Source organism: Pseudofrankia coriaricola, assembly GCF_032027725.1.
In the GTDB taxonomy this organism is placed as follows: Bacteria; Actinomycetota; Actinomycetes; order Frankiales; family Frankiaceae; genus Pseudofrankia.
In genome coordinates, this window is sequence record NZ_JASNFO010000003.1 from 230,807 (window position 1) to 248,895 (window position 18,089).

15 protein-coding genes are annotated in these 18,089 nt (G+C 72.7%); 9 read left to right on the forward strand and 6 right to left on the reverse strand.

The genetic code is table 11. From position 1 onward, the window contains the following. Position 1 precedes the first annotated feature (1 nt). On the forward strand, positions 2 to 463 hold the full coding sequence (locus QOZ89_RS04765; RefSeq protein ID WP_312623062.1) for a nitroreductase family deazaflavin-dependent oxidoreductase: 462 nt from the start codon (positions 2 to 4) through the stop codon (positions 461 to 463). 85 nt (positions 464 to 548) lie between these two features. Here QOZ89_RS04765 and QOZ89_RS04770 read toward each other — a convergent pair whose 3' ends face one another. From QOZ89_RS04770 to QOZ89_RS04780, 3 genes are all read right to left on the reverse strand, one after another. After that, positions 549 to 1,370: an alpha/beta fold hydrolase gene (locus tag QOZ89_RS04770; RefSeq protein ID WP_312623063.1), complete on the reverse strand. Its 822-nt coding sequence runs from the start codon at positions 1,368 to 1,370 to the stop codon at positions 549 to 551. Between the two features lie 203 nt (positions 1,371 to 1,573). After that, complete coding sequence (locus QOZ89_RS04775; protein ID WP_071049302.1) at positions 1,574 to 3,049, reverse strand: ATP-binding protein; 1,476 nt, start codon at positions 3,047 to 3,049, stop codon at positions 1,574 to 1,576. Continuing rightward, positions 3,046 to 4,797 (reverse strand): NAD(P)/FAD-dependent oxidoreductase, encoded by a 1,752-nt coding sequence (locus tag QOZ89_RS04780; protein WP_116271543.1) that lies wholly within the window; start codon positions 4,795 to 4,797, stop codon positions 3,046 to 3,048. Before QOZ89_RS04780 ends, QOZ89_RS04775 begins: the two co-directional genes overlap by 4 nt. Positions 4,798 to 5,415: 618 nt before the next feature. Here QOZ89_RS04780 and QOZ89_RS04785 point away from each other — a divergent pair. Further along, positions 5,416 to 6,450: an aquaporin gene (locus QOZ89_RS04785; protein ID WP_312623066.1), complete on the forward strand. Its 1,035-nt coding sequence runs from the start codon at positions 5,416 to 5,418 to the stop codon at positions 6,448 to 6,450. A 275-nt stretch (positions 6,451 to 6,725) separates the two neighbouring features. Then, positions 6,726 to 8,642: a DNA helicase RecQ gene (gene recQ / locus QOZ89_RS04790; RefSeq protein WP_397428678.1), complete on the forward strand. Its 1,917-nt coding sequence runs from the start codon at positions 6,726 to 6,728 to the stop codon at positions 8,640 to 8,642. Between the two features lie 79 nt (positions 8,643 to 8,721). On the opposite strand, the gene QOZ89_RS04795 is transcribed toward recQ, so the two are convergent. Beyond that, positions 8,722 to 9,918, reverse strand: coding sequence for an FAD-dependent oxidoreductase (locus QOZ89_RS04795; protein ID WP_312623067.1), 1,197 nt, complete (start codon positions 9,916 to 9,918; stop codon positions 8,722 to 8,724). A gap of 112 nt (positions 9,919 to 10,030) precedes the next feature. On the opposite strand from QOZ89_RS04795, the gene QOZ89_RS04800 reads away from it, so the two are divergent. Together QOZ89_RS04800 and QOZ89_RS04805 are read left to right on the forward strand one after the other, a co-directional pair. Then, entirely contained in the window at positions 10,031 to 10,867 is an 837-nt protein-coding gene (locus QOZ89_RS04800) for a phosphonatase-like hydrolase (protein ID WP_198543274.1), read from the forward strand. Between the two features lie 423 nt (positions 10,868 to 11,290). Beyond that, complete coding sequence (locus QOZ89_RS04805; protein ID WP_071049305.1) at positions 11,291 to 11,779, forward strand: VOC family protein; 489 nt, start codon at positions 11,291 to 11,293, stop codon at positions 11,777 to 11,779. Between the two features lie 22 nt (positions 11,780 to 11,801). Here the strand turns inward: QOZ89_RS04805 and QOZ89_RS04810 are convergent, their stop codons facing one another. Both QOZ89_RS04810 and QOZ89_RS04815 read right to left on the reverse strand, forming a co-directional pair. Continuing rightward, positions 11,802 to 12,221, reverse strand: a complete 420-nt coding sequence (locus QOZ89_RS04810; RefSeq protein WP_312623069.1) for a VOC family protein — start codon at positions 12,219 to 12,221, stop codon at positions 11,802 to 11,804. Further along, positions 12,214 to 13,029: a phosphosulfolactate synthase gene (locus tag QOZ89_RS04815; protein ID WP_071049307.1), complete on the reverse strand. Its 816-nt coding sequence runs from the start codon at positions 13,027 to 13,029 to the stop codon at positions 12,214 to 12,216. Before QOZ89_RS04815 ends, QOZ89_RS04810 begins: the two co-directional genes overlap by 8 nt. Before the next feature lie 278 nt (positions 13,030 to 13,307). Between QOZ89_RS04815 and QOZ89_RS04820 the strand changes: the two genes are divergently transcribed. The 4 genes from QOZ89_RS04820 to QOZ89_RS04835 all read left to right on the forward strand — a co-directional run bounded on the left by QOZ89_RS04820 (position 13,308) and on the right by QOZ89_RS04835 (position 17,921). Further along, entirely contained in the window at positions 13,308 to 14,855 is a 1,548-nt protein-coding gene (locus tag QOZ89_RS04820; protein WP_312623072.1) for an AMP-binding protein, read from the forward strand. Beyond that, on the forward strand, positions 14,855 to 16,180 hold the full coding sequence (locus QOZ89_RS04825; RefSeq protein ID WP_071049309.1) for an acyltransferase: 1,326 nt from the start codon (positions 14,855 to 14,857) through the stop codon (positions 16,178 to 16,180). The genes QOZ89_RS04820 and QOZ89_RS04825 overlap by 1 nt, the downstream gene beginning before the upstream one ends. Positions 16,181 to 16,300: 120 nt before the next feature. Next, a complete protein-coding gene (locus tag QOZ89_RS04830; RefSeq protein ID WP_083418747.1) occupies positions 16,301 to 17,266 on the forward strand; it encodes an SDR family NAD(P)-dependent oxidoreductase in 966 nt (321 codons plus the stop codon). Beyond that, entirely contained in the window at positions 17,241 to 17,921 is a 681-nt protein-coding gene (locus QOZ89_RS04835; RefSeq protein WP_071049310.1) for a 2'-5' RNA ligase family protein, read from the forward strand. The genes QOZ89_RS04830 and QOZ89_RS04835 overlap by 26 nt, the downstream gene beginning before the upstream one ends. Positions 17,922 to 18,089: the final 168 nt, after the last annotated feature.

An 18,089-nucleotide genomic window follows, 5' to 3' on the forward strand; every position in this document is an offset into this window, starting at 1 on the left:
CATGAGCGAGTCGACGACACCGACGGACAGCCCGAACAAGTGGGTTGCCGACCATACCCGCACCTATGTGGAGAGCGGCGGCGAGGAGGGGCACCTCTGGTACGGCCCGGACGGCTCCCTGGCCGAGGGCGTGCCTACGCTGCTGCTGACGACGATCGGCCGGCGGTCCGGCCAGCCCCGGCGCACCGCGCTGATCTACAGCCAGGACGGCGACGACTACCTGGTCGTCGCGTCGAAGGGCGGCGCGCAGGCACACCCGCTCTGGTACCGCAATCTGGTCGACAACCCCGAGGTCGAGCTGCAGGTGAAGGCGGACGCGTTCAAGGCGACCGCCCGCACCGCGACCCCGCAGGAGAAGGCCCGCCTCTGGCCGAAGATGGTCGAGGTCTGGCCGCCCTACACCGACTACCAGAAGCGCACCGACCGGGACATCCCCGTCGTCGTCCTCACCCCCGTCTCCTGAGCCGCGCCGGCTGAGCCACCTTTCCCGAGCCGCGCCTCCTGACGCGCGCGCCGGCCCGCGGGTACCGACCGGCGCGCGCTCGGGCTCAGCCCTTGATGAAGGCGACCAGGTCCCTGGAGAACTCGGCGCTGTGGTCGCCGTACAGGCCGTGCGGCGCACCCGGGTAGACCTTGAGCGCCGCGTCCTTGACGAGCTTCGCGGTCTTGTACGCCGAGGCGACGATCGGGACGATCTGGTCGTCGTCTCCGTGCGCGACCAGGGTCGGGATGTCGAACTTCGCCAGGTCGTCGGTGAAGTCGGTCTCGGAGAACTGCTTGATGCAGTCGTAGGCGGGCTTGAGGCCCGCCTGCATGCTCAGCAGCCAGAACTCGTCGATCACGCCCTGGGAGACCCGCGCGCCGGGCCGGTTGAAGCCGTAGAACGGCGTGGCGAGGTCCTTGTAGAACTGCGACCGGTCGGCGAGCACGCCGGCTCGGATGCCGTCGAACGCGTCGATCGGCAGGCCTTCCGGGTTGGCCTCGGTCTTCAGCATCAACGGCGGGACCGCGCCGAGCAGCACCGCCTTCGCCACCCGGAAGGTCCCGTGCCGGCCGATGTAGCGGGCGACCTCGCCGCCGCCGGTGGAGTGGCCGACGTGGACGGCGTCGTGCAGGTCCAGCGCCGTCACCAGCTGGGCCAGGTCGTCGGCATAGGTGTCCATGTCGTTGCCGGTCCAGGTCTGGGTGGACCGGCCATGCCCGCGCCGGTCGTGCGCGATCGCGCGGAACCCGGCATCGGCGACGGCCTTCAGCTGGGAGTCCCAGGCATCCGCGTTCAGCGGCCAGCCGTGGCTGAAGACCACCGGCTGCCCCGAGCCCCAGTCCTTGTAGAAGATCTCGGCACCGTCGCGGGTCGTGATGAAGGGCATGATCTTCCTCCTGGAAGCTGGCGTGGATCAGCGGCCTGCCGGCGTGCGCAGGCGCCTCGGGCCCTGCTCAGCGCCGCCGCGGGCGCCCCGCCGACGTCTTCGACGCTAGATCAGCGACTGCCGGCCGTCATCCGTCACGTGACTGCTGTCCACCACCGCCCGTCAGGACGGCCGCCCGCCGGCCCGTTCCGGCCGCCGGCCGGTCAGACCGGTGGGCCGAGCGGTTCCGGCTGGGCGCGCGGGAGGCTGACCTGGAAACGGGTGTCGCCGGGCTCGGAGCTGACGACGCGCAGGTCGCCGTGGTGCTTGTTGACGACGATCCGCCAGGAGATGTCCAGCCCGAGGCCGGTACCCTCGCCGACGGGTTTGGTGGTGAAGAAGGGCTCGAAGATGCGGCCGACGATGTCCGCCGGGATGCCCGGGCCGGTGTCGCCGATCTCGACGGTGACCGACTCGCCGTCACCCCAGGTACGCAGCGTCAGCGTGCCGATGCCGCCCATCGCCGAGACGGCGTTGTCGATCAGGTTCGTCCAGACCTGGTTCAGCTCGGCGGCGTAGACCGCGATCGGCGCCAGCGTCCGGTCGAAATCCTTCACGACCTCGATGCCGTCCCCGATCTTGCGCCCGAGCATGACGAGCGTGCTCTTGAGCAGGTCGTGGATGTCGACGGTCTGGAACGGCGCCCGGTCGAGCTGGGAGTACTGCTTGGCCGCGCCGACGAGCGTCGACACCCGGGTCGTCGAGTCCTCGATCTCGTTCATGAGCAGCTCGGTCTCGACGGTGTAGCCGAGCCAGCGGACCGCGCTGGCCAGGTGCTCGCCGCCCACCAGCTCGGCGACCTGGTCGAGCCAGCCGATGTCGATGCCCGCCTGCACGAACACCGGCGCGACGTCCCAGCCGGAGTCGACGCCGTGCTCGTCGAACCAGTCGCCCAGCTCGTCCTCGCGGTCGCTGGCCTCCAGCGGCGACAGCGTCGGTGCTTTGGCAACCCGTTCCGCCGCCTCCTCCTGCAGCCGGATGAGCGTGCTCAGCACCGCCTTGTCATACAGGCCGTCGGCGATGAGGCTGAGCTTGTGCCGCATGCCGGCGACCCGCTCGCGCAGGCCCGCCGTCGCCCGCACGGCCGCCGCGGCGGGGTTGTTGAGCTCGTGCGTCAGGCCCGCCGACAGCGCGCCGAGGGCGAGCAGCCGTTCGCGCTGTCCGACGGTCTCCTGGAGGTTGCGCAGCCCGAAGAACAGGCCCTCCAGCAGGTGCACCGCCATCGGGAACCAGTCGCGCATGAGGAACGCGAACTGGTCGGCGTCGAGCACGAAGAACCGGGACGGCCGTAGCGCCCGCAGCGACTGCGGGTAGGTCTGCGGGACCCGGTCGCCCAGGTAGGCGTTCCAGGCGCCGCCGTAGACGCCCCGGTGGTCGGTCCGGCTGATCTCGACGTCCACGCCCTGGACCCGCTTGATGACGGCGACCTCGCCCTCGAGCAGGACGACGAACAGCTCCGCCGGCTCGCCTTCGACGATCACCATTCCCGACTCGGCCTCGATGACTCGGCCCCGCTCGCACAGCCAGGCGAGCTGGGCGTCGGTCAGCTTCTCGAACAGGAACAGCGACCGCAGCTCGTCAACGCTGCACGGCAGCCCGCCTGCCGGTGGCGTGCCCTGGGGCGCCTCGCCCGCGCTCATGCGAGGTACCTGTGGACGAGCGCGATGGCCATCGCGCCCTCGCCCACCGCCGAGGCGACTCGTTTCACTGACTCCGACCGTGCGTCTCCGGCCACGAACACCCCCGGCAGGCTGGTTTCCAGGTGATACGGGTCCCGGTCGAGCGTCCAGCCGCGCGGGCGGCGCCCGTCGACGACGAGATCCGGACCGGTGAGGACGAAGCCGTGCGCGTCGCGCTCGACGGTGCCGTCGAGCCAGTCGGTGCGCGGCTCGGCACCGATGAAGACGAACAGCCGGCTGGCGGGGACCGTCTCGGTCGCGCCCGTCGCGCTGTCGCGAAGCGTGAGGGTGCCCAGATGCTCGTCGCCCTCACCCGCGACCACGTCCGTACAGTTCCGCACGGTGATGTTCGCGATCCCGGCGATCTGCTCGATCAGGTAGTGCGACATCGAGGCCTGCAGCGACCGGCCGCGCACCAGCATCGTCACCGACCGGGCATGCCGGGCGAGGTAGACCGCCGCCTGCCCGGCCGAGTTGGCCCCGCCGACGACGTAGATGTCCTCGCCAGCGCAGCCGGCGGCCTCCGTGAGCGCGGAGCCGTAGAACACCCCGCGGCCGGTCAGCCGCTCGAGCCCGGACGCCGGCAGCTGGCGGTAGGCGACGCCGGTGGCCAGGACGATGGTGTGCGCGCTGAGCTCCCCGCCGTCGGCGAAGCGGACCATGCGGGTGTTGCCCGCCGTCCGCAGCTCGACGACCTCCCGGGCAGTGATCACCTCCGCCTCGAACTTGACGGCCTGGCGGCGCGCCCGGTCGGTGAGCTGCGCGCCGGACACGCCGTCGGGGAAGCCCAGGTAGTTCTCGATCCGCGAGCTCTGCCCGGCCTGGCCGCCGGTGGCCGTGCGTTCGATGAGCACGGTCTTGAGGCCCTCGGACGCCGCGTACACCGCCGAGCCGAGCCCGGCCGGCCCCCCACCGATGATGATGACGTCGTAGAAGTCCTCGCACGGGGTGGTGCTCAGCCCGACCTCGGCGGCGATCTGAGCGTCCGTCGGGTTGACGAGCGCGGTCCCGCCCGGCGTCACGACCACCGGTAGCGCGACGGTGTGCCCGTTCGCCGCCGCGCCGTTCGGGCTCCCGATCACGGGGACGTCGGTGTCCGCGATGGCGTAGGTGTCGACGGGGACTGGGGCCGGGGCCGGGGCGTCCGCGGTCGCGGCGGCGAGCAGCCGGCGTCCCTCCGGCTCGTCCGCGAGATACCACCGGTAGGGCACCTGGTTACGGGCGAGGAACTCGCGGACCTCGTAGGACCGGGAGGACCACCGGTCGCCGACGACCCGGGTCTCCAGCACCGGCCGCCGGTCCGAACAGTTCCAGGAGTCCAGCAGCGCGTCGATGACCGGGTAGAGCTTCTCCTCCGGCGGGTTCCAGGGCTTGAGCAGGTAGTAGTCGAGATCGACGACGTTGATGGCCTCGATGGCGGCGTTGGTGTCCGCATACGCGGTCAGCAGCACCCGCTTGGCTTCCGGGTAGAGGTCCATCGCCTGCTCGAGGAACTGGATGCCGTCGAGCTGGGGCATCCGGTAGTCGGCGACCAGCACGGCGACGTGGTCGCCGCGCAGTTTCATCTCCCGCAGGGTGTCGAGCGCCTGCGGGCCGGACTCCGCCCGCACGATCCGGCACTGCTCGCCGTAACGGCGGCGCAGGTCACGGGCGACCGCGCGGGAGACGCTCGGGTCGTCGTCGACGGTCAGGATCGCCGGCCGGCCCACGGCGGCCGGTGCCGGCTGGGTGGCGCCGGCCGTGGCCGGCCGCCCGGCGGCGACGGAGGTGGTCTCGGTCACGATCGGCGCCCCTGGCGAAGCCGGCCGAGGCTGGTGGCCGTGGCCGAACGCGCCCGGCCGCGGACCGCGTGGCCGGCGGCGTCACTAAGCACAGAACCGGAAGACACAGAACCGGAAGACATGTATGGAGATCCTGGGGGGCCTGGAAGGTCGGGACTGCCTGGCACTCGCGGGATGCTGGTCACGGTCGACTCCCTGCTCGGGCCGGCCGCCGGGGGCAGAGGCTCCGGGGGACGCCCCAACCCACTGCTCCCGGACCGGCGGAAAACAACCCGGCGCCTCAAGCATAGGTATCCAGCGGCCGGGCGACCTGGCCGTGCGCATCTCCCGGCCGGCCGGCCAGGTCCGGGCTCGCCGCGCGTCCGGCCGGATCGCTCCCCGCGTCCGCGGCGTGTCGCGGCGTCTGCGCGGCCCGATATCCGCGGCCCAGCCGGGCGACCAGCGGGAACGGGTTGTCCGCCCACGTCCGGGTACCTCGGCCAGGAACCCAAACCGGTAGCGCAGCGTCGCGCACCGGATGCGGAAGAGCAAGGGAGGCGAATAGATGTGAGCGCGATCGCGCGGACGGCGGCGACGGCCGCGACGGGCAGGCAGGCGAAACCAGACGAGACCGGACGAACGTGGTTGAGGCCCTGCGTCGCGGAGGGGATCGGCACGTTCTTTCTGGTCCTCGCCGGCGTCGGGACGGCCGTGCTCGCGGGGGGCTTCATGGGGGCGCTTGGAGTGGCGCTCGCCTTCGGCCTCACCCTGCTCGTGCTGGTCTATGTGATCGGCCCGGTCTCCGGCTGCCATGTGAACCCGGCGGTGACGGTCGGCCTGTGCGCGGCGCGCAAGATCGCGCCGAAGGCCGCCGTCGCCTACATCGTCGCGCAGTGCCTCGGCGCGATCCTCGCCGCGGCGACGGTCTGGCTGATCGCCGACTCGGGGCCGTTCGGCTACTCGGCGGGGGCGCAGGGCCTGGGCGCGAACGGGTACGGCGCGCACTCGCCGAGCGGCTTCGGCCTTGGCGGGGCGTTCCTCGCGGAGCTGGTCCTCACCGGCCTGCTCGTGTTCACCGTGCTCGGAGCGACCCACATCCAGGCGCCGCCCGGTTTCGCCGGCATCGCGATCGGCTTCGTGCTGGTCGTCGGCAACCTGGTCGCGATCCCGGTCGACAACGCGTCGATCAACCCTGCCCGCAGCCTGGGCCCGGCGGTGTTCGCCGGCGGCTGGGCGCTCAGCCAGCTGTGGCTGTTCATCGTCGCGCCGCTCATCGGGGCGCTGCTCGCGGCGGCCGTGCACCTCGCGTTGCGGGCCGGGCCGCAGGTCCGCGCGTCGACGTTCCGCGCGCTGCCGGAGGAGTCCGCGTACCGGCTCGCGCAGGAAGCCGCCCGGCTCGAGGGTGTGCGACTGTCGCTGGAGGACCTGATCCGGATGCCCGGCGGTGCCCCGGGCCGGCCGGACGGGCGGGGCGAGCCGGCCGGATCGACGGCGCGCTCCAACGGGGCCTCCCCGGATCTCTATCCGGACGACCAGCCCAGGGGCGACGCGCGCCAGCCCCGCGACGACCGGGCCGGCACGGACCGGTCCGGCGGGCGCTAGGGACGCCAGGCCAGGCACCGGCCCGCGTGGTCGAGCCTCGGTCTTCGGGGCCTGGGCGCTCTTTGGGCCAGGGGTCCGCGACGCTCGAGGGGGCCGCGATTCCCATTGGGGACGCGGCTTCTGGTGAGGCCGCGGCCGCGCCGGCCCGCACGGGGGCCGCGCCGACGGGAGGCATGCACGCCGCGGCGACAGCCCACGCCTGGGTTGTCCACAGGTAGGACGGTGCGGGCGACGATGTCGCAGGGGGCTTCTACAGTAGCCGGGTGACCTTGCCTGTGACTGAGACCGCGGGCGCCTCCGTCCAGGCGCCGAGTCCACCACCGCCGGCACCGGCGGACGCCACCGAGCCGGTGAGCGCCGCCCGGCGGGTGCTGCGGCGGGTGTTCGGGTACGAGTCGTTCCGCGGCGGGCAGCAGGAGATCATCGAGCACGTCATCGATGGCGGCGACGCGCTCGTGCTGATGCCGACCGGCGCGGGTAAGAGCCTCTGCTACCAGATCCCCGCGCTCGTCCGGCCCGGCACCGGAATCGTGATCTCGCCGCTGATCGCCCTCATGCAGGACCAGGTCGACGCGCTGCGGGCGCTCGGCGCGCGGGCCGACTTCATCAACTCCACCCAGGACCCCGACCAGCGCAGGACGGTCGAGGCGCTCTTCCTCGCCGGCGAGCTGGACCTGCTCTACCTGGCTCCCGAGCGGCTGCGGCTGCCGTCGACCATGGACCTGCTCGACCGGGGCAGGATCGCGCTTTTCGCGATCGACGAGGCGCACTGCGTCGCGCAGTGGGGCCATGACTTCCGGCCCGACTACCTCGCGCTGTCGGCCCTGCACGAGCGCTGGCCGGACGTGCCGCGGGTCGCGCTCACCGCGACCGCGACCCCGGCGACGCACCAGGAGATCACCGGCCGGCTCGGCCTGGAGAGCGCCCGGCACTTCGTCGCCGACTTCGACCGGCCGAACATCTCCTACCGCATCGTCCCGAAGAAGGAGCCGAAGCGGCAGCTGCTCGATCTGCTGCGCTCGGAGCACGCAGGCGACGCGGGCATCGTCTACTGCCTGTCGCGGGCGTCCGTCGAACAGACCGCCGACTTCCTGGTCACGAACGGGATCGCCGCGCTGCCCTACCACGCGGGCCTGGACTCACGGGTCCGGGCCACGAACCAGGCGCGGTTCCTCCGCGAGGACGGCCTGGTCATGGTCGCGACCATCGCGTTCGGCATGGGCATCGACAAGCCGGACGTGCGCTTCGTCGCCCACCTGGACCTACCAAAGTCGGTCGAGGGCTACTACCAGGAGACCGGCCGCGCCGGCCGCGACGGCCTGCCGTCCACGGCCTGGCTCGCCTACGGCCTGCAGGACGTCGTCCAGCTCCGCAAGATGATCAATTCATCGGACGGCGACGCGGCGCACCGACGTCGCCAGGGCGTCCACCTGGACGCGATGCTGTCGCTGTGCGAGACGGTCGAGTGCCGTCGCACCGGCCTGCTCGCCTACTTCGGCCAAGAGCGCGCCGGCTCCTGCGGCAACTGCGACACCTGTCTGAACCGGCCCGAGACCTGGGACGGGACGGTCGCCGCGCAGAAGCTGCTGTCGACGGTGCTGCGACTGGCCAAGGAACGCCGGCAGAAGTTCGGCGCCGGCCACGTCACCGACATCCTGCTCGGCCGCATTACCCCGAAGGTGACCCAGCACGAGCACCAGACGCTGACCGTCTTCGGAGTCGGCGCCGAGCTGAACGAGTCGCAGTGGCGCGGCGTCGTCCGCCAGCTGCTGGCGCAGGGGCTGCTCACCGTCGAGGGCGAGCACGGCACCCTGGTACTCACCGAGACGAGTGCCGACGTACTGCGCGGGACACGCAAGGTCTCGATGCGCCGCGACCCAGAACGCCCCGCGAAGACCGCCGGTGGCTCCCGCGGTGCCGGGTCGGCGGACGGCAAGGCCAGGCGCGCCGTCGCGGCCGTGGACCTGTCGGCCGAGGCCGCCGCCGTCTTCGAGCGGCTACGCGCCTGGCGCGGCGCCACCGCCAAGGAGCAGAGCGTCCCGGCCTACGTCATCTTCCATGACGCCACCCTGCGCGAGATCGCGAGCCGGCTTCCGTCGACCCTCGCGGAGCTGGCCACGATCAACGGCGTGGGCGAGAACAAGCTCACCAAGTACGGCCAGCAGGTCCTCGACACCCTGGCCGCCCCGTGAGAGTCATCGGGTCGGCATAAGGGCCGGCCCGGTGCCGGCGCGTCCGTGGGCCAGGCTGTCCGGCGGCGGGAGTGGTGGCTCACGGGACGAGGTCCGCGAGGACCTCGGCGGCGAGACCGTGCGACGTCGTCATTCCTATGCCGGTCGTGACGACGACGGCCCGCACGCCCGGATGCGGCGTCGCGACCAGGAACTCGCGATCGGGTGCGGTCGCGTAGTAGCCGCGCCAGCGCTCGCGGACCACCAGCTCGGCCGCCGGCACACCGAGCAGCTCGGCGGTCTCGGCCAGCACCAGGTCGTCGACCCGTTCGGCCTGGAACGGGTGATGCGTGACGGCGCGCTCGTGGGTGTCGCCGATGATCAGATCGCCGTCCGGGAGCTGGGTGAACATCAGGTTCATGTCGACGGCAAGCAGGTCGGGCCGCTCGGCCTCGAAGCGGGCACGCAGCGCCGGCAGGGACGGGCAGCGCTCGAAGGCGGCGTAACGCAGCAGCGACAGCCCGGTCAGCACGCCGGGGCGGAAACGCGCGCCACTCGCGCCACCATCCACCTCGCCGCCGCCGGCGCCCCCGCCGCCGGCGCTGCCGGGGGCGCCGGTGCCGCCAGGGGCGCTGACCCGGAGCATCCGCAGCGCGCAGCGGCGCATTCCGGCCTCCTCGGCGAGCTCCGGGAGCAGCCAGTCGAGGTCGTGGCCGGTGGCCAGCACGATCGCGGGCGCGGCGAGGTCACCGCGGCTGGTGTGCAGCAGGCCCTCCTCGACACCAGTCGCGGCGGTCCGCCAGAAGAACGTCACACCCCGTCCGGCAAGCCAACGGGCCAGCGCTCCGACAGCCTCGCGCGGGTTCACCCGGACGTCCCAGGGCAGCCAGGCACCGCCGAGCAGCGTCCGCGCGCGCGACGGCACCCGGGCACGCACCCCGTCCGCGTCGAGGAGCTCGACAGGGGCCGGTCCCACGGCGGCGAACTCGCCCAGCACGGCGAGCTCCTCCTCGGAGCGGGCGACCACCACCGAGCCGGTGGGCTCGGCGAAGAACCCGGCAAGCCGGCCGAGCTCGAGCCAGCGCTCGCGCGCCACCTGGGCGTAGCCCATCGCGGCGCCCGCCTGGCCGCTCACGCAGCCGTGGCCGAAGTTGCGCACGGACGCGCCGCGCGCGAACGCGTCCCGCTCGACGACGGCCACCCGCAGCCCGCGCCGCACTCCCTCGGCCGCGTGGGCCAGCCCGATGATCCCCGCGCCTACGACCACCACGTCGAACCGCTCGCGAGCAAACCGCATGGGTCGAGCATTTCGGCGGGGAAAATCCCTGGTCAACGGCGGGGAGAGGAGTTGGCCGCGTGTTCATGTCGTGCCCATGCGTCCGCCGTCCTCGTCCTGGGAAGGTGAACCCGTGGCCGCCGACTCCACCGACTCCACCGTGTCCACCGGCTCATCCGTGTCCGTCCTCGTGCCGCCCGCGCCGGGCGTCGGCGCCGCCCCGGGCGTTGTCGCCACGGACGGCGCCTCGGGCGTCGTCGCGGACCGCCCGCGCATCGACCTGGCGGTGTTCGACATAGCCGGCACCACCGTCGAGGAGCACGGCGCGGTGTACCAGGCGCTGCGGCGGGCCGTCGAGGCCGCTGGCGGCGCGCCGGGCGACGACGACATCGAGCGCTGGATGGGCGCCGACAAGCGGGCCGCGATCCGCGCGCTGCTGACCGGCGCCCCGGCCCGTGCCGCCGAGGACCAGGCGAGCGTCGACGCGGCGGAGGTCGAGCGGGTCTTCCTTGACTTCCGCGGCCGGCTCGCGGCCGCCTACCGGACGCGGCCGCCCATGCCCATACCCGGCGTGGTCGAGGCCTTCGGCACGCTGCGGGCCCGCGGCATCCGGATCGCGCTGACCACCGGCTTCGACCGGTCGGTCGTCGGCCCGCTGCTCGCTTCCCTCAGCTGGGACGGTGGCCTGCTCGACGCGGTGGTGTGCGCGGACGACGTCCCCGCTGGCCGACCCGCCCCCTACATGATCTTCCGTGCGATGGAGCTGACGGGTGCCACCGCCGTGGCCCGGATACTGGTCGCCGGCGACACCGTCCGTGACCTGCGGGCCGGGACGAACGCGGGCGCCGGTGTCGTCGTGGGGGTGCTGACCGGCCAGGTCGGCGCGTCCGTGCTCGGCGCGGTCCGCCACACCCACCTGCTCGCCAGCGTCGCCGACATCCCCGCTCTGGTCACCGGGCCCACCGGCTGAGGCCGTCCCGCGACGGACGCTCCGCGCCCCAGACCTCCCAGATCGCTTCGCGATCCGGCAGGGACCCCGGCCGGGCGCGGCCTGTCGGGCGCGGAGCGCCCTCCCACGTGATTCCGGGCCGATGCCTATGACGGTGGTCGGCCTGGTTCCGGGGCCGATGAGGTGGTTGGGTTCGCGCAGCGCTGATGCGCCGTCACCATTGGTGGCCGGGTCACGCGAACGGCTCACTGGCACGATGCGACGCCCCGCATCGTCACTCGACACCCAATCCGATGGCTTCGCACCCAAGCACGACGAACACGGGGCGTCGTGGAGCGATGAGTTCGGCGGCCAAGGACGGTCATTTCCTGGACGGCCGCCGGAAGTCGGCGGCGCCCGTCGACGGGGGCCATCTCACCGCCGACGACCTGGGAGGTTGCCAGCATGCCGAAGACGACGCCGTGCCTGTGGTTCGACGGCCGGGCCGAGCAGGCCGCCGAGTTCTACGTCTCCCTGTTCCCGAACTCGAAGATTCTGGACGTGTCGCGCTACGGGCCGGACACCCCGGGGACGGCGGGCGCCGCGATGACCGTGGGCTTCTCGCTGGACGGGCAGGAGTATCTCGGGCTCAACGGCGGCCCGCAGTTCCCGTTCACCGAGGCGATCTCGTTCATGATCTCCTGTGGTTCGCAGGAGGAGGTCGACCACTACTGGTACGGGCTGACCGCGGGCGGCGGTGAGGAGGGAAGCTGCGGCTGGCTGAAGGACCGCTTCGGCGTGTCCTGGCAGGTTGTCCCCGCCGCGCTGTACGAGCTGCTCGGCGACCCGGACCCGGAGCGCGCGAACCGGGCCACCCAGGCGATGCTGAAGATGAGCCGTCTCGACATCGCCGGGCTGCGCCGGGCCGCGGGCGAGACGCCGGTCGCCGGCTGAGGGCGTCGCCGTGTCAAGGGCGTCAGTACATCATCCGCGGGTCGGCATAATGCTTGAACTCCAGCAGGTTGTCGGACGGGTCGCGTAGGACCAGCGTCCGGTGCTCCTCGACGAGCCCCTCGAACCTGAGACCGATGGGCTGGAACACCGGGACGCCGCGGATCCGGACCAGGCGCAGGAGCGCGTCGAAGTCCTCGGCGTGGTGGAAGGTGACGCCGAAATGGCGCGGGTAGAGCTTCAGCCGGAGCGGCAGCGGGCCCGCGTCACGGTCCGGCGGCTCGGACAGATGGCACACGACCTGGTCGCCGAAGAAATCCAGGGTGATCCGGTCGGGATAGCGCCTGGCCAGCTTGCAGCCGAGCTGGCCGACGTAGAAGTCGACGGCCTCGTCCAGGTCGTAGGCCGGGATCGCCAGGTGGAACGCGTCCGCCGGTTCACGCATACCCGCCCCCGGCGGCGGCCCGGCCCGCGCGCGGCCCGAGGTCCGTCTCGACGTCGAGCAGCGTGTCCGAGCGCAGGCCGAGGCGCAGCGTCTCCAGCGCGAGCACCTCGGCCGGCGCGATGTTACCGAGGTTCACGTTCGTCCCGACCCGGCGCACGAAGTAGGTCTGCAGCTCCTTCGTCGGCGCCTCGAACAGCAGTTGATCCGCCGGTAGGCCGGCGTCCAGGATGTCCTCGATCAGCCCGAAGCGGAGCCGGCCGTCGGGCCGGCAGATGCCGCTGCGGCCGCTTTCCCTGGCCTCGGTGATGACGAGGTCCGCGCCCGCGTCCAGGTCCGCGCGGATGAACTCGACCCAGCGCGACGGTGAGAGCCGCTCGGACCGCTCGCCGTCCTTGAAGCCGACCTCGCTGAGGACGACGAAGTCATCCGTGAGCTTCTCGATGTATGCGTCCTTCTCGTGGTTCGGCAGCTCGATCGTCCCGTTGGACACCTCGATATGACTACAGCCATGGGCTTTGCAGAAAACCCGGTAGTCATCGAACCGATCCTGCAGCACATGCTTCTCGAACAAGGTCCCGCCGAAGAAGTAGTCAATTCCGAGGGACCGCAGGACATCAATCTTCCGGTCGAGGCCGGACGTGACCAGGGCGGTCCCCCAGCCGAACTTCACCAGGTCGATGAACTCGGCCGCACTGCTGATAGCGTCCTGGAAATGGCCGGTCGGAAGGCCGTTGTCGATCACCATTGTCAGCCCTCGCGCGCGGGGCCTGACCTGCCGGTTCGGTAGCCGAAGGGCGGTCTCCCGCATATTCGATTCCTCCTCGCGTCAGCCCCCACCACCGATCCTCACCAGGAAACCTGAACCATCCCTGAAAGGACGATACGAAAGAGCCATGTGCCGCCGCGCCGACGGCGGCGCCGCCCTGCCGTCCGTGCACGCGACGGCTACCTGCGCAATAATGCGCGCGGCCAGCTTCGCCGGTGGCCGGGTGAGAGCCCGCGCCGCGCTCGCGGATGAAAATGCTCACAGCGCGGACTCAGGCTCCCCGAATGTCATCCTCAGGTTTCCGGGGAACCGTCTGGCCAATGAGGACCCACGCGGATGGAGCCGATATCGGCCGGACGGCGGGCACCGATGGGCTTTTCGAACTCATCGCCCGGCGCGGCACCGGCCCCGCCGCCGGCCGCGCCTACCTCACCAGTGCGCGCACCGGCCGCCAGGTGACGTACGAGGATCTGGCGCACGCCGTGCACGACTGGCTGGGCGAGTTCGACCGCCGAGGAGCACATCCGGGAAGCCGGGTGGCGCTGGCGGTGGCGGACCCGCTCGACTTCGCCGCGGTCTTCCTCGCGACGGTCGCCACCGGCCGCTGCGCGGTCCCGCTCCCGGCCCGCGCCCCCGGGCCCGAGTTCGCACGATCGCTGGCGACGCTCACGCCCGATCTCGTCGTCGCGGACCACGCGATCACGACCGGGCAGCGCGCCCTGACACCGGACGCCTGGGGTGGCGGTGGCGGTGGCGCCGGTGGCGGCGTGCTGCTGGCGAGCTCCGGCACGACCGGGACGCCGAAGCAGGTGTTGCTCGATGCCGGCCGGCTGCTGCACGTCGCGACGGCCATCGCCCGCCACCATCAGCTCACGGCGGCCGACGTCGGCTTCAACTCGCTGCCGCTGGTGCACGTGAACGCGGAGGTCGTCGGCCTGCTCGCGACCCTGGTCGCCGGCGGCGAGCTGGTGCTCGACGAGCGCTTCCACCGGAAGGGCTTCTGGAACCTCGTCCAGTCCCGTGGCGTCACCTGGATCAACGCGGTGCCAGCGATCCTCGCCATTCTCGCCCGCGGGCCGGCGCCGAGCGCCGCGCAGACGCGCACGGTGCGGTTCGCGCGGTCCGCCTCCGCTCCCCTGCCCGCCGCGGTGCTCATCGCGTTCGAGGCCCGCACCGGCCTGCCGGTCGTCGAGACCTACGGGATGACGGAGGCCGCGAGCCAGATCACGGCGAACCCCGTGGGCGGCCGGCGCCGGCCCGGCTCGGTCGGCCGGCCGGTCGGCACCGAGGTGCGGATCGTCGACGAGGACGGCCGCCCGCTTGGGCGCGGGCAGGTAGGGCGGGTCCAGATCCGCGGCCGCGGGGTCATCTCCGCCTACGCCACCCAGGCCGGCGACGATCTTTTCCGCCCGGGTGGCTGGCTCGAGACCGGCGATCTCGGCCAGCTCGACACGGACGGCTACCTGTTCCTGGTCGGGCGGACCGACGACGTGATCAACCGCGGCGGCGAGAAGATCTTCCCCCGGGAGGTCGAGGAGGTGCTGCTCGCCGACGCCCGGGTCGCCCGGGCGGTCGTCTACGGCCTCCCGCACGAGGTGCTCGGCCAGGTGCCGGCGGCGCGCGTCCAGCTGGCGGGCCCGGCGGACGGCGCGGAGCGACGGGCGCCGCATCGGCGAGGCCCCGCGGCGGCGGCCGCGGCGCACGGCCTGCTCGCCGACCTGTCCGAACGGTGCGCCGCGCAGCTGGACCGGCACAAGCGCCCGGTTCGCATCGAGGTCGTTGACGACATTCCCGTCGGCCAGACCGGCAAGGTGCTGCGTCGGCTGATCGAACCTGGACAGGCCGTCGACGGCTCGGAAGCGGCCTGATGCCGCCGGCACAGGCCACCACTGTCACCATCGCCACCGCCGTCACCACCACTGTCGCCGACCCCGCCGCAGCTACCGCGCACACGGCCAAAGACGCGGACCCGGCTGCCGAAGGCGCCAGGCTGACCGATGCCGCCTCGCCGCCTCGAGCCGCCGCGAACGCCGGCCCGGCCGGCCGGCCGGCGGGCGGGCACCGGCACGTGCACGAGGTCGACGTCGTGCGGGTGCTGACGTTCGTGGCCGTGATCGGCGTCCACGCGACCGGCGGGACGACCGACGGCGGCAGCTACCTGGGCAACGCCGCGCTGAACCTGCTGCACTTCACCCGCGAGGCGTTCTTCGTCCTCACCGGCTTCGTCCTGGTGTACAGCTACGCCGACCGCCCGCCGCGGGGAGACGGGCTCCGCAGGTTCTGGGCCCGGCGGCTGCTGCTGGTCGGCGTTCCGTACGCGGTATGGACAGCGGTCTACGGCGCCGCGGTGGTGGGCACCCGGACGCGCTCCGACGGTCCATGGGGCGGCCTCGCCCAGTTCGGTGGGCTCCTGCTCAGCGGTGACGCCCACTACCACCTGTACTTCCTGCTCGTGTCCCTGCAGATCTACCTGGTGACGCCGCTGTTGCTGGCCCTCGTCCGGCGCGCCGACCGTCACCTGGCCTGGCTGCTGGCCGCCGGCGCGGCGGTGCAGGCGGCGATCCTCCTGGAGATCCAGTACGGCCGGCCACGCGGCGGCCTGGCCGGCTGGCTGCGGGACTACTGCCACGCCCTGCTGCCGACCTACCTGTTCTGGGTCCTGCTCGGTGCCGTCGCCGCCGCCCGCCTGGACGCGGTGCGCGGCTGGTTCGACCGGCACCGGCGCCTGGTGCCCGTCCTCGTGCTCGGCGGCGCCGCGGCCACGCAGGTCTGGTACTCGGTCCTGGTCCACCGCGGCCGCGGTCCGGCCTTCGCGTCCTCTGTGTTCCAGCCGGTGATGATCATCTGGGGTACCGCGACCGTCGTCGGGCTGTTCGCGGTCGGCCGGCTGTGGGTCAGCCGGCGCACCGCCGGCTCTCGCCTGGACCGGCTGCTCCGCCTCGGCTCGGAGCTGTCCTTCGGCGTCTACCTGATCCATCCGCTGTTCGTCGACAACCTCGTCGACGTGCTGGCCGGCAGGATCCCGGCGCCGCTGTCGACTCTCCTGATCGTCGTGGCGGCGCTGGCCGCCTCCGCCCTGCTGGTCGCGTTCGCCCGGCGCACCCCGCTGAGCCTGCCGGTTGCCGGCCGCCCGATGCGGCGTCGAGCCGCCGGCGGGACGAACGCCGCGCCTCGGGCGGCCGACCGCAGCTAGTCTCCCGCTGGGTGCGAGCCGCGTTCTCGGCCGCGGGCGAGAACGGCCGGCCCGAGAACAGGCGACCAGATCACGGCAGGCGGGCGGCACGGCGACGACCGTGAGTTGAGGAGTGGTGCTGTGACGGTGACGGGCGGGTTCGAGCTGGGGCTGGCGGGCAAGGCCGCGGTGGTCACGGGCGCGGGCGCCGGCCTCGGGCAGGCGATCGCCCTCGGGCTGGCCAGGGCCGGGGTGCTGGTCGGCCTGGTGGAGATCGACCCGACCAGGGCGACCGCCACCGCCGAGCTGATCGAGAAGGGTGGCGGGAGGGCGCTGCCCCTGCCGGCGAGCGTGATGGACACCGCCGCACTCGCCGAGGCGATCACCGCCGCGCACGCCGAGTTCGGCCGGCTCGACATCCTCGTGAACAACGCTGGCGGGGTGAAGGGCGCCCGGTTCCTCGACCAGAGCGAGCGCAGCTGGCGGCGTCACATCGACATCAACCTCGTCAGCATGCTCGCGGCGACGTCGACCGCCGCGCCGCTGATCGCCCAGACCGTCGCCGCCTCGGGCGACCCCGCGAGCCCCGTCGGCCCCGGTGGCCATGGCCGCGGCGGCGGCGGCTCGATCGTCAACGTCACCAGCATCGAGGGCATGCGTGCCGCGCCCATGTACGCCGTCTACGCCGCCTGCAAGGCCGGAATGATCAATTTCACCCGGACGATGGCCGTGGAACTCGCCGACCAGGGCATCCGGATCAACGCGATCGCCCCCGACATGACCGGGACCGCCGGTCTGCGCGGCATCATGCGCGGCCCGGTCGACCCGGACGAGCTGCCGCCCGTCCCGCCCGGGCGCCTGCCCGGGATCGAGCGCTACGTCCCGCTCGGCCGGGAGGGCGTCGCCAGCGAGGTCGCCGACGCCGCCGTCTTCCTCTGCTCCGACCGTGCCAGCTACATCACCGGCACCACCCTCAGCGTCGACGGCGGCACCGCCGCCTCCGGCGGCTGGATCCGCTCCGGCACCGGCTGGACCCTTCAGGGCGACCCCACCCCCTCCGGCTTCACCCACGGCGGGCCGAGTGACGGCCGCCCGGACGGGGCGTGAGATCTCGCAGCGGGCACGGTTCGGCGCGCTGCGAGCCGTCGAGTCGTGGCGGCTGCGCCGCGGGCATGCCATTCCCTGGCACGCCGAGGAGGGGCCCCGAGCCTTTCTGACCACCGTCATCCGCATACCGGAAACGGTGGGCGACCGGCTGCGCGAGGCGGCGCGGCCGGCCGCCGGGGCCGGTGGCCACCACCTTTACCCGGCGGCGAGCCTGCACGTGACACTCATCAATCTCGATCGTCACGCGGACGTCCCGGTGGCGCGGGTCGAACAGGTGCTGGCGGACTGCGTCTCGGCCGCCCCGCCGGTCGTCTTCGACCTGTGGGGGCTGGCGGTAGCACGCAACACCATCTATGTCCAGGCATACGCCCGCCCGGCACGGGCGGTTCCGTGGCTGCGCGCGTCGATCCTGCGCCGGCTGGACCCGGACCGCCGGGAGGGGCCGCCGAGGGGGGCGGCCCTGGCGTTCAGCAACGTCGTCCGGTTCCGGTCGACCGACATCGCCGCGGCCCGGGAGGTCACCCGCGCGCACCGGGCGGACCACTTCGGCTCGTTCTCCCTGGAGGCGGTCGAACTGGTCAGGACCGACAAGGTGATGTCGGCGGCGGGAACGGAGACCCTCGCCGTCTTCCCCGCGCGGCGGCGGCCACGCTGACCGGCCGGGCGGGGCGATCCCACGCCGCCGAACGTGAAGTGGGACTCGTCAGCCGCGAGCGGGCCGGACGGGCCCGTCGTCCGACGTGGCGCGCGGGTAACGTGTGAACAAGAGCATTCCGCTGTTCAGGCCTCGGCCAGGCCGGCTTCGGCGAGCCGGCGGGAGTCC

What these genes read in the sequence shown, in the direction of transcription:
- QOZ89_RS04765 (WP_312623062.1), top strand. Translation starts at nt 2, where the DNA reads ATGAGCGAGTCGACGACACCGACGGACAGCCCGAACAAGTGGGTTGCC.
- QOZ89_RS04770 (WP_312623063.1), bottom strand. Translation starts at nt 1,370, where the DNA reads ATGCCCTTCATCACGACCCGCGACGGTGCCGAGATCTTCTACAAGGAC.
- QOZ89_RS04775 (WP_071049302.1), bottom strand. Translation starts at nt 3,049, where the DNA reads ATGAGCGCGGGCGAGGCGCCCCAGGGCACGCCACCGGCAGGCGGGCTG.
- QOZ89_RS04795 (WP_312623067.1), bottom strand. Translation starts at nt 9,918, where the DNA reads ATGCGGTTTGCTCGCGAGCGGTTCGACGTGGTGGTCGTAGGCGCGGGG.
- QOZ89_RS04805 (WP_071049305.1), top strand. Translation starts at nt 11,291, where the DNA reads ATGCCGAAGACGACGCCGTGCCTGTGGTTCGACGGCCGGGCCGAGCAG.
- QOZ89_RS04810 (WP_312623069.1), bottom strand. Translation starts at nt 12,221, where the DNA reads ATGCGTGAACCGGCGGACGCGTTCCACCTGGCGATCCCGGCCTACGAC.
- QOZ89_RS04815 (WP_071049307.1), bottom strand. Translation starts at nt 13,029, where the DNA reads ATGCGGGAGACCGCCCTTCGGCTACCGAACCGGCAGGTCAGGCCCCGC.
- QOZ89_RS04820 (WP_312623072.1), top strand. Translation starts at nt 13,308, where the DNA reads ATGAGGACCCACGCGGATGGAGCCGATATCGGCCGGACGGCGGGCACC.
- QOZ89_RS04825 (WP_071049309.1), top strand. Translation starts at nt 14,855, where the DNA reads ATGCCGCCGGCACAGGCCACCACTGTCACCATCGCCACCGCCGTCACC.